Here is a 10,478-nt window from a genome sequence, read left to right on the forward strand (position 1 = left end):
GGACTTCAATGTATCGCTGCTTGGGAACAGCAATCGTGGACATTCGTTTGAGGGCAAGGAACCCAACTTAACAAAGCTGCCGCCTGGTGTCATCGGGCCAGAATTGACCGACGCCGAGCGGCGAGCGCTTGTCGAGTATCTCAAGACGCTGTGAGAGTTCCGTTGCCCGCACGTGGAAAGTCAAAGCAGGACCCTGAAAGCGGCGATTGCCGGCGCGGCCGGACGGCTGGGGCTGTCGCAATCTGGTTATCTCTGGGGGACAGACGAGAATGCGAAAAGATCATCGCTAGGTCGGTAAGGACCGGACGCTGCGCAGAAAACTATCGCATTATGTGTGAAAGACGACGCTATCCTTTGCGCCGGCGCGTGTAGAGTTGCCTGCCGCTGCACGGCCATTATCGGCGCCTGTTCTAGCACGATAAGCTGATTTGAGGCCGAGCGGTTGTTTCGATTGGGCCGTGTGCTCGCGATGGTTTCCGCAGGGCCTCGCTTCCCCAAGCGCCCGACTGTCGATCTCTATGATCGTCTTCCGTTTGGCAGCATCCTCTGATGCTTTACCGACAATAGCCGCGGCAGTCTCGAGGCGCTGAAGCCCTGCTTCTCTCACCAGACGTCGTATCCCATTCGCAATGCTGTAACAGAGCGCGCAGAGTCCGCGCGCTGCCGCAAACGGGTCTTGCGCGCTGACGCCGCATCGCATTTTTCATAGGGACAAGAAATCATGACCAGATTAGGATCGCGCTTGCCGACCGTGCGCCCGCTGCTCACAACCACGCTTACGCTTGTATTCCTCTCTTGCACCGCGCTTGGATCCACGCTTGCTCGCGCCGAGGGCGGTGGCCATTTGCGCGCCGGACATCTGTTCTTGAGCCGCGCTGTTTACGACGGCAATGCCGTCAGCATCACTGCCGGCGTCACGCAACTGCCGCCCAACTGCACCGCGGGCAAGTGCGCGCCCGCCAACGCCGGGAGCACCTATCCGCGGGTGTTCAATAACGACAAGGTCGACGCCTCCTTTGGCGTCACCGCCAAGATCGTGCTGGATGAGCTGAAGCGCAACGGAGAGCACGTACAGTCGCTGGAGGTGCCGAACAGCACGGGTCGCGGCGTTACGGCGAACAGCGACCAGATGGTCACGAGTTTCCCGTCCAAATCGGAAATTGCGCTCAATCTTTCGCTCGATCGCCGCTTCGTTTCGTTCATGGGCTATCTCGCGCCGGTCGGCGCGATTGATGTCTCCAACTCCAATACGCCTGCCGTGTTCGACCAGACCAACCCGGTGACCGCGAGCGATTTCCGCGTTGTCGCGACCGTGGATGAGAATGGCAGTTTTCGTTTCACCAAGACAAATGCCTACAGCGGCAACAACGGGCGTGCCGCGATCCTCAACGACAAGCAAGGCGCCAACGTGTTCTACACGGTCGGCAACGCCGGCAACTCGCAGCCGAACGGCATCATCATTGCCGCGGGCGCGAAGGTCGTGTAGGAAGCGCGCGCTCCGCGCGCCCAGCAGCCCTGTCCCGGCCTGCCGACGCCGGTCGGCAGCTTCAACGTCACCCAACTCAGGCTGAAGGCCGACAAGACCGGTAAGGACACCAACTTCCGCGGTCTCACGGCCTTCAACAATGTCATCTATGTACGAAGGGTAGCGGCGGCAACGGCGTCAACACCGTCTACTTCATCGACAATTCCGGCTTCGACGCCAACGGCAAACCGCTGGCCTGTCCAAATGGCGTCGGCGTGCCAAGCGCGACCGCCGCGTTGCCGACGGCCCCGATCGTCTACACCGCCGCGCAGCTGCAGACGCTGGGTGTGACGCCCTACAACATGTGCGTGCTGAAGGGGTTCCCGACCAATCTCGCCAAGACCGCGACGACCTTCCCGTTCGGCATCTGGTTTGCGAATGCCAAAACGCTTTATGTCGCCGACGAGGGCGACGGTTGCCGCTATCCGTCAAGTTCATCTACCACAATGATAGACGGCTCTTCAAAAACGACCCCGTCGCGAAGGGCATAAGCAGCGTCCGCTGGAATGTCGAAACCGGCAAGATGACGGACATCACGGCCTTTCGGGGAGGCGACGTAGCTCAACTGAACTGGGGGCAATGGGACTGGCCTCTGACCTTGTCCACGCCCGAGCGCGCCGTCTTCGAACTGCTTGACGAATTGCCCAACAACGACAGTGTCGAACAGGTCGACGCCCTGCTCGGTGGTCTTGCGAACCTTCGGCCGGACCGCTTGCAGAGCTCCTGAAAGATTGTGCGAGCGTGAAGGTCAAGCGTCTCTTCTTCTATTTTGCCGATCGCCACAACCATGCCTGGCTCAAGCGGCTCAACAAGGAGGCTGTCGATCTGGGCCACGGCAAGCGCATGCTCGTCAAAGGTGGCGTTCTCGACCCAACCTATCAGACGGTACCGGAAGATCTCAATGGCCTTGGCTAACGTTTACAAAAAGCAGGTCGCGCTGTTGCTGCGCGTTCTCCCGTTCGTCACCGAAGAGAAGTGTTTCGCCCTGAAAGGGGGCACTACGATCAATCTTTTTGTCCGCGATATGCCGCGTCTCTCCGTCGATATCGATCTGACTTATGTTCCTGTCGCGCCGAGACCCGAATCCCTCGCCGACATTGATGCGGCCGTGCAGCACATCGCAGCCAAAGTAAAAGACAAGATCCCCGGTGCGCTGGTCCATGAGACCCGCAAGGAGGGCGCGATCGTCAAACTGGTGGTTCGCGCGCAGAACGTCCAGATCAAGATTGAAGTCACGCCAGTGCTACGCGGCTGCGTCTATGAGCCGGTCGTGATTTTTAGCTACCCGCATTTGAGGAACCTCGAGCTCGGGGATAACCCATTGCCGGACGAGGTCCGCGCTAACCTGGCGGGGGCTGAAGCGTCACCGCACCTTGAGCAGCTGCGTCAGTGTTAAGGAATGAGATCGCCGTGCACCAAGACAAAGATCGATGGCGTCGAGGATCGTCGACTTGCCGCTGTCGCCTGGCCCGATCCGGCAATTGATCCCGGACCAGGTAACCAGCGAACGGCCTTCACCGCCCGAAAATTCTCAATTTCAAGCACACGGGCCAGCGCGATGCTGCGTTCTCCGCTCATTCGTTGCGGGAGCATGCACCAAACGGGCAGAATTCCGCAGCTCTCGGCCTGCCCATGCCCAGCCGACATGAACTTGACTTACAATGCAAATGCATTACATCGGATAGTACGACGATGCAAGGAGCCGGCCATGGCCAAGACGGCTGAAATCCTCGAAATCCCCGCCACGATCACCGAGCGCGGTCAGACGACTGTGCCGTCCGCTATCCGTAAGATGCTGGCACTCGGCAAGCGTGATCAGGTCGTATTCCGCGGGCTCGCTGACGGCACGGTCGTCATCGCGAAGAAGCTGGAGCGTGAAGACGAGGCCGACCCTGTGATCGGTACATTCCTCAAATTCCTGGCACGTGACATGACTAACGCGCCAGCACGAATTCGGCCCGTGCCGAAGTCCCTGGTGGCGCGCGGCAAGAGCTTGGTCAAGGGCATCAAGGTCGATCTCGACGCGGCGCTTCCGGATGACGAGGGGTGAGCGACGACGCCATCGAAATCAATGGTTGGGCTATCTATGCGCACCCGCTTTTCCTCGACCAGCTCGAGGCGATGATCGAGACAGTCGAGCGGGCGCGCAAAAAGGATCCGAAGGGATACAAGAAGAAGCTCGCCGCAAAACTCCTTGCGGCCGTGCTGAAGGTCGCGTTCGAGGATATTCCCGGCGATCCGACCAGCGACATCTATCGTCAGGGCTCCACGCTCGGCAATGAATACAAGCACTGGTTCCGCGCGAAGTTTCTGCAGCAGTTTCGCCTGTTTTTTCGCTACCAGCAATCAGCTGACGCCAAGGTCATCGTTCTGGCCTGGGTCAATGATGACTCGACGTTGCGCGCCTATGAGAGCGCCAACGACGCCAACACCGTGTTTCGGAAGATGCTGAAGCGCGGCAGCCCGCCCGACGACTGGACGAAGCTTGCCGAATCAGCTCGAGCGCCGAAGCAAAGCGCCGTCTTCGGAAGGCAGCTGGATCGCAAGAATAACAACTTCGGAATTGAGGAGGGAGGGGAAATGAAGAAGTTGCGGACTAACGGCATCGTAGCAAATCGCTTGCGTGCACACACGCGCCCGACGACTTTTGACGCGGACCTTACCGGAAGACGCCGGGCCTCTTCACCTTGATTGTGCGCGGAAGAGTCGGCGCGGCTTAATTTGTTCCGCCAGAAAGATTGTTCCGACATCCACGGCTCGCTGCGCGCTCTCCGAATCGACGTCAACGCCATGCGCCGCTTCATTCATGACGCGGAGAGAATCGAGAAACTGTTGCGTGCTGGCGGGTGCGAGCCCACGGTGCTCTAGATTTCGCAGCATGATGCCAAGACCGGTCGGCCGGGATGGAGAAAAGCCGTTTGCGGTCGCGAAATCACGCAGCGCGCGCTCGATCTCGATCCGCAGCTTGAGGACGGACATGAGCGGAAACTCGCGGGCGAATTCCTCGACGGTCGGCAAATCTTGCTGAAGCTTGGGTGGCAGGGCAGGCGAGAGTTGATAGTGGGCGACACCCATCGGCTTGCTGCTATCGCGCAAGGCATACTCGACGATGACCTCGTTGCGGCCAGAAGGCGAAGCCCTTGCGGAGTTCGAGGATGAGAGAGCGGAGGTGCTCGATCAGCCCTCGTTCGAGGTCCCGCTCCAGCATCTCAGGGCCGAGCGAGAGAAAGTCAAAAGTGTAGGGGTCCTTGAGGATCTGCTGGGCAAGCTCGGACTGCTCCGCCGGCAAGGTCCGCGAGAAGTTTGTCAGCGCGCTGCCTTGACGGGCGAACAGGTTGCTGTCGATCTGATGGGGGAGGACGTTTCGACTCCAACCGTGTTCGATGGCCTGGCGTGCGTACCAGGCGCGTTGCTCGGGCGTCTTGATGGCGTCGAGAAGTCGAACGTTATTGCCCCAGGGCAATAGTGCAACAACCTGTTGCATAAGTTCGTCGTCCGGCCAGGCCTCCGCAAAGGCTCGCATATACTTGAGATTTCGGGCGGATAGCCCCGTCATCTCGGGGAAGGCGCGGCCAAGGTCGTCGGCGAGGCGATCGATGACCTTGGCGCCCCAACCTTCCTTCTGCTGCCGGACGAGAATGTCGCGGCCGACCGTCCAGTACAGCAGGATCAATTCGCGGTTCACCGATAGGCCGGCACGATGCCTCGCCTCGGCGATCTTCGTCTTGAGATCGCCAACGAATGCCGAGTAGCTCTGCGCGTCGATCTCGGTCGCCGGTCCCGCGCCTTTTCGCGGAGCCGTGGGCCTGGAGGGGCGCTTGGTCATGCCGCCGCCTTCAAGTGCTTCTTGGTAAGCATGGAGCGCACGAACTTGTCCCACTTTGCTATACCGGCCCGCTTCTCGGGCATGTAATGCCAGCGGTCGCAGTTCTTGGAGCTGACGTCTGCAGCGCATGATTTTGCAGACGCTTCTTGAACGCGCTCCCGATCCGCATGTCCATCTCCACCGCGCAGGGTGTCGGCGTCGACGAGACGGTCCTCGCCAAGCTCCTTCTGTTCGAGCGCATCGGCGACGCCAAGGCGTATGCCGAGCTCGTCAAGAATGTGACGACCGACGCGGAAGGAAAGCCAGCGTTCCTGAAGGACTGGGAGGAGGCTGCGACCGCCGGCCGTGACCTGGAGATGAAGGACCCGTGGACCGGCGAATTCGATGGGATTGATATCGCTAGACTGAAGTTTTCACCGTCCAAACGCGCAACGGGCTGATCCGATTCGGATTTCTTAAAAATGGCCTTTTCCGCTACTGGACACAGATCTCGCCTGGTTGGGTGGACGACGCGACCGACGAATCGAATCATAGATTCGGTGATTTGTGAATCTCTACATGGACACCTTCCGGAAGCGATTTTCGACCTAAGCGATTCAAGAGATTCAGCTTTAGGTGAATTGCAGGCGCAAACTTCGGGCTAGAAGGGCCCAAGACCAAGCCGAAGCATCGACCAAGCCATCGCTCCTGAAAGCACGACGAACCAGCCTATGTCGGGGCTCAACCTATGCGCTTCTTTCCGGCCAAGTTGCTTCAGGTGCCGATCATGGCCTCAGTCACCAATCATTAATCCAGATCCGCATTTCACCTTCGCCACGGTTGGCCCTGCTGAACCACGGAATGAATGTCAAACGCTGCGGTTGCCGCTGTCCAGGCACTTTGTCGTAGTGATAAAGCGGTGCTTCCTCAGAGAGCGAGTGTTGCAAACGAAAGCCATCAGCCCGCAGCAGAATCTTGCCGGCAAAGAGGCCCTTGCCTTCAACAAGCGAAAACTGGCTGTCTGCATCCAGCCAAATATTATGTAGCTCCGGCCCGTTGTCGGCTTCTTCCAGACAATAAATCAGGGGGCCACGCTGAATAGCCACCTTGCCGGCCAAGTGGTGAAGCTGTGGATGGCCATACACGCGGCGTGCTTTCATGGGCAGCTGCAATTTGCAGCGATCGCCCTGCCGCCACGTGCGGTGAATGTGCAAATAGCCTTTGTGCGACTCGCAATTGACCGGTTCGCCGTTCAGCCTGGCCTCTGGCGCGCTACACCATTCCGGCAGGCGCAGCGCGAGCGTGTGGGTGATTGGCTGCTCCGATTCCACGGCGACCTCCACCTGGTCCTCCCAGGGATAGTTCCCGCTCATACGCAGTCGCAGCGTATGCTCTCCGACCGGTAATGAGACGCTGTTGCCAACGTAGAGATTGACATAGAGCGCGTCGGAGTGTGGCGTGTAGATGTAATGACCAATTGATGTGAAAAGGCGCGCGATGTTCGGCGGACAGCAGGCGCAGCCGAACCAAGGCTGACGTATCGGGGAGACATGACTGTAGATGCGATTGGACCGCAGCGTTTTGGGATGAATTTCGAGTGGATTGGCATAAAAAAAATGGCGTCCATCCAGCGCGATACTGCCCAGAACGGTGTTATAGAGCGCACGCTCCATCACATCGGCATAGCGACTGTCGGCCTCCATCTCCAGCATCCGGCGGGCGAACATCATCAGGCCAATCGATGCGCAGCTTTCCGCGTACGCAGTATCGTTCGGCAGATCGTAATCGCTGCTGAACGCTTCGCCCGCGCTTTGCGACCCAATACCGCCGGTGATATAGATCTGGCGCTGCACCATGTTCTGCCATAGCCGCAGGCAAGCCTGGCGTTGCTGCTCGTTCTGAAGCAGACGCGCCAGATGGGCTACCCCAGTCATGAGGTATACAAACCGAACCGCATGACCTGTTGCAGTCCGCTGCTCTGAGACCGGCAGGTGCGCCTGGCTATAGGCTTTATCTCTGACCATCCAGGGTTCGACGTGTGCTTTCCGCTGACGGGATCGCTTTTCATATTCTATGTCATAGAAGTGCGGCTCCGTGCCGCGTTGCTCCACGAAATAATTGGCTAGTGTGAGATATCGCTGCTCCAGCGTCGCTTCGTAGAGGCGTATCAATGCAAGTTCGATTTCCGGATGGCCATCATAGCCATGTAACTGATAGCGCTCCGGGCCAAAAACCACGGCGATGTGGTCAGCAAGCCTGCAAACGACCTCCAGTAGGCGGCGTTTGCCAGTCGCCTGAAAGAAAGCGACGCCCGCTTCAATCAAGTGGCCGGCGCAGTAAAGCTCATGGCATTCGCTTAAGTTGCTCCAGCGCTCCCCAGGCGCCTTTACCGTGAAATAAGTGTTCAGATAGCCGTCGCCGCACTGGGCGGCCGCGATCAGTTCAATCAGGTCATCGGCGGTTCTCTCCAGTTCTGGGTTGGATGTTTCGCACAGCAACCAGGCGACTGCTTCCAGCCATTTCGCCACATCACTGTCCTGGAAAACCGTGCCGTAGAACTCGCCATTTGCTCGGTTGGCTGCGATTCGAAAGTTGTCTATCGAATGGCTCGGAGTGACTTCGGGAATACGGTCATTCAGCGCCTCCCACTGATAAGGAAGCGTCACCTCCCTAACCAATTCCCGGCATTTCCCAATGAGCGGATCCGTGATCCGCAAGTCATGGAGATCTACTTCCGTAGCCGTCGGCCAATTCATCTCTCTCTCCTTCGTGTTGGGTGCAGGGGCCGATAGTTAACGAAAGCCTTACCCATATCCCATTGTTGAGTTTGCGGGGTGCGAATTGGCAGCCCCAGCATGTCCAGCCTGCTGTGGTCAGCTCATGCCTCTTTCGCGTACTTCCAAATCCCGGCATGACGAGCGATTGAAGCGTCCCTCTTGTCATGCAACCTGAACCAAAGGTGGAGAGAGAACCCACCTTCTTTGAATAGAATCGGACGTTCTATGACGCTCGACACGAACGACATTGTCGATCTCCATACATCGCGCTGACCAGCACGCTCGATGGTCAAGAGAGCAATTTCCGTGCCGGCAATGGCGTAGATCGTTCGTCTCGACTAGCACGTCCTCGGTATCCACGAGTTCGTCGCGGCCTCGACGTGGATCCTGCGCACCGCCTTGGGCCCGGATGGATTTTCGCTCTGCGTTGCTGCTGCTCGAGTTTCGGCGGGCGTCGTGCGCTTCCTGGTCGCCGCCGCGATTGAGACCGGTTGACCGCGGACTGGTCAGGACCGTTCCTGTGAGATTGAGCCTTGCAGATGGAGGTGCGGATAGAGGCGCCTAGGCCGGTATCGAGACGAATGCCTTATCGCATCGCCTAGGGAACCTTCGGCCTTGATGAATTGCGCTCATTCTCAGCTTGCGGAAATGGAGAGGGCCGATGCGCAGGCGCGCTTGGCCGCGTTGGAAGGCGCAGGCGACGGGGGGCCTCGCGAGAAGAAGAGGACGCAACAGAAGCCGAAGGAGAGGAGGCTCGCGAACGACCCAGCAAAGTGCGTTCAACAGGCATGACGGCGAAGTCAAATTGGCAGAACTGCGACTCGGCGAGGGCGAGAACGCGCCCGGCTCCGAGCTCAACCTGCGCGTGGTCTGGTCGATCTTCCGCAAGTCTTTGCCGCTCTATCCTCCGGCGGAACGGAAGGAACTTCCACCGCGCGTCTTGATGCCTCCGGCAGAAGCATGCGCTCGACAGGACCGTGCGATCGCCAACATGGCAACGAAGGATGTCGAGGCAACTGATGCAGAACCAGAACGAGCGGGCATTGAGCGACGAATCCGCAAGTTCCTGTGCGACTACTTCGAAGAGCTCGGCATAGGTTCGCAGGTCGGCGCGGAAAGCGCCCGCTTCAGGAAGTCAAGCCATGGATGAACCTGCTCATTCAGGACATCGAGGCAAACGAGTTGCGCCGTTATGCACGGCAGGCGCGAGAGGCCGCAGCTAAGGCCTCCACCTTGCTGCGCTGCGGGGAGCGGCCGTGGATCGGGCTCGTCCTGCAAGGCATGGAAACCGAAGAGCTGAAGTTCGGCGAGAACGCGATCGGTCGGGACGAAGCGTGGAGCCGTTCGACATGAGGGCCGTCGAGGTCGGTCGTCATGGGGGACGTCCTTTGCCGGATCGGCCGCGCCCATCGCGGCCTTCGTGGCGATCATCTGACGGCGGGCGGAACGGACCAGAACCCGAAGCAAAGCGAGGGGCCGAAGCGAGGCGGAGGATGGCGGAGGCGCGACTATTTTGTTTCGCGATGCAAAGGCGCGGAACGCGTCGGCGGAAAATGGCCGTGATGTCCGCCATTGCCGGGCAGTACCGCTCGCCGTCCGATCGACTCTAGAACTAAGGGGACGGCTCTATCCACAACGGCCACCTCACGGGGAGCGATCATGACGAGGATCGCGAGCCGTCCGCATTAAATCGACCTCCAAATGCGACCGGACGCACGACCCCCGCACGTAGCGAAAATTTATCTGGACTGAAGCGTGCAGATGCTCGCTGAGGAGCCGGAAGCTCGGCATTCCCGTCTGGACTTTTGCAAGGATGGCGCGTGAGCGCCGTCTTGGTTGACACTGAAAGCAATGGCGCGGCACGTAGAAAGGACCGATGTCGCAGTATTCGATGGTGCATCCGGACAGCGCACCGGTGGGCGGTCCTCCTCGCTTCCTTGGAATTCTACTTTTGCGTCGGCACTGATCCACCCAGGAGCGATGCCTCCGGTCGCTGCCGTCCACGCACATGGCCGGGCGGCTTCAGTTATGCCGGCCTCTGATTCGGATCGCCTCTCTAAGAGCTTGCACTTCAAAAAAATCAAAAACCAAAAGGTGCAGGGCGATGGCCTTTTGACGGGACAGGGAGTTGCGGATCTCGATGAAGGTTTTGGTCGACTTGACGCGCTGAACCGGATCGGGAACCAGGTTTTCTATAGCAACCTACTCGATCTCCTGACCGGCGAACTCCCGGATCCACTCTTCAAGGGCAACTTCGCCCGCCACGATGCGCCCGTGAGCTTTCCGCCCATCTGGGACACGCCGTATTTCCTCTGGGCGCAGTATGACGCCTCCGTTCTCAACGAACTTATTCGCAATTCAGGCGAGGCGC

11 protein-coding genes and 3 pseudogenes are annotated in these 10,478 nt (G+C 59.1%); 10 read left to right on the forward strand and 4 right to left on the reverse strand.

Annotated elements, in window-relative coordinates:
• Positions 1–721: 721 nt before the first annotated feature.
• The 6 genes and pseudogenes from FXB38_RS41975 to FXB38_RS42005 all read left to right on the forward strand — a co-directional run bounded on the left by FXB38_RS41975 (position 722) and on the right by FXB38_RS42005 (position 4,216).
• A complete protein-coding gene (locus tag FXB38_RS41975; RefSeq protein WP_148756701.1) occupies positions 722–1,486 on the forward strand; it encodes a hypothetical protein in 765 nt (254 codons plus the stop codon).
• A 254-nt stretch (positions 1,487–1,740) separates the two neighbouring features.
• Positions 1,741–2,016, forward strand: coding sequence for a hypothetical protein (locus tag FXB38_RS41980; RefSeq protein WP_148756702.1), 276 nt, complete (start codon positions 1,741–1,743; stop codon positions 2,014–2,016).
• A 32-nt stretch (positions 2,017–2,048) separates the two neighbouring features.
• Positions 2,049–2,440: pseudogene (locus tag FXB38_RS41985) on the forward strand (type IV toxin-antitoxin system AbiEi family antitoxin domain-containing protein).
• Complete coding sequence (locus FXB38_RS41990) at positions 2,427–2,921, forward strand: nucleotidyl transferase AbiEii/AbiGii toxin family protein (protein WP_148756703.1); 495 nt, start codon at positions 2,427–2,429, stop codon at positions 2,919–2,921. The pseudogene FXB38_RS41985 and the gene FXB38_RS41990 overlap by 14 nt, the downstream one beginning before the upstream one ends.
• Before the next feature lie 312 nt (positions 2,922–3,233).
• Positions 3,234–3,575: a type II toxin-antitoxin system PrlF family antitoxin gene (locus FXB38_RS42000; protein ID WP_148756704.1), complete on the forward strand. Its 342-nt coding sequence runs from the start codon at positions 3,234–3,236 to the stop codon at positions 3,573–3,575.
• Positions 3,572–4,216: a type II toxin-antitoxin system YhaV family toxin gene (locus tag FXB38_RS42005; protein ID WP_430640224.1), complete on the forward strand. Its 645-nt coding sequence runs from the start codon at positions 3,572–3,574 to the stop codon at positions 4,214–4,216. The genes FXB38_RS42000 and FXB38_RS42005 overlap by 4 nt, the downstream gene beginning before the upstream one ends.
• Here the strand turns inward: FXB38_RS42005 and FXB38_RS44490 are convergent.
• The 3 genes and pseudogenes from FXB38_RS44490 to FXB38_RS44500 form a co-directional block, all read right to left on the reverse strand.
• Positions 4,208–4,621 carry a hypothetical protein gene (locus FXB38_RS44490; RefSeq protein ID WP_246230638.1) on the reverse strand — a complete coding sequence of 138 codons (414 nt, stop codon included), beginning with the start codon at positions 4,619–4,621 and terminating at the stop codon, positions 4,208–4,210. The genes FXB38_RS42005 and FXB38_RS44490 overlap by 9 nt on opposite strands.
• Positions 4,611–5,351 carry a PDDEXK nuclease domain-containing protein gene (locus FXB38_RS44495; protein ID WP_246230639.1) on the reverse strand — a complete coding sequence of 247 codons (741 nt, stop codon included), beginning with the start codon at positions 5,349–5,351 and terminating at the stop codon, positions 4,611–4,613. Before FXB38_RS44495 ends, FXB38_RS44490 begins: the two co-directional genes overlap by 11 nt.
• Positions 5,348–5,496: pseudogene (locus tag FXB38_RS44500) on the reverse strand (site-specific integrase); the annotation flags it as partial. The pseudogene FXB38_RS44500 and the gene FXB38_RS44495, both read right to left, overlap by 4 nt.
• Before the next feature lies 1 nt (position 5,497).
• Here FXB38_RS44500 and FXB38_RS42020 point away from each other — a divergent pair.
• Entirely contained in the window at positions 5,498–5,791 is a 294-nt protein-coding gene (locus FXB38_RS42020; RefSeq protein ID WP_246230640.1) for a hypothetical protein, read from the forward strand.
• 336 nt (positions 5,792–6,127) lie between these two features.
• Here FXB38_RS42020 and FXB38_RS42025 read toward each other — a convergent pair whose 3' ends face one another.
• The gene (locus FXB38_RS42025; protein WP_148756705.1) at positions 6,128–8,086 is read right to left on the reverse strand and encodes a glycoside hydrolase family 127 protein; all 1,959 of its coding nucleotides are present in this window, start codon (positions 8,084–8,086) and stop codon (positions 6,128–6,130) included.
• A gap of 826 nt (positions 8,087–8,912) precedes the next feature.
• On the opposite strand from FXB38_RS42025, the gene FXB38_RS42030 reads away from it, so the two are divergent.
• The 3 genes and pseudogenes from FXB38_RS42030 to FXB38_RS42040 form a co-directional block, all read left to right on the forward strand.
• Entirely contained in the window at positions 8,913–9,257 is a 345-nt protein-coding gene (locus FXB38_RS42030; protein ID WP_148756706.1) for a hypothetical protein, read from the forward strand.
• Positions 9,254–9,460 carry a hypothetical protein gene (locus FXB38_RS42035; RefSeq protein WP_148756707.1) on the forward strand — a complete coding sequence of 69 codons (207 nt, stop codon included), beginning with the start codon at positions 9,254–9,256 and terminating at the stop codon, positions 9,458–9,460. The genes FXB38_RS42030 and FXB38_RS42035 overlap by 4 nt, the downstream gene beginning before the upstream one ends.
• 675 nt (positions 9,461–10,135) lie before the next feature.
• A pseudogene (locus tag FXB38_RS42040) lies at positions 10,136–10,478 on the forward strand (di-heme-cytochrome C peroxidase); the annotation flags it as partial.

Origin of the sequence: Bradyrhizobium cytisi, from assembly GCF_008123515.1 — a bacterium.
Classification (GTDB): domain Bacteria; phylum Pseudomonadota; class Alphaproteobacteria; order Rhizobiales; family Xanthobacteraceae; genus Bradyrhizobium; species Bradyrhizobium cytisi.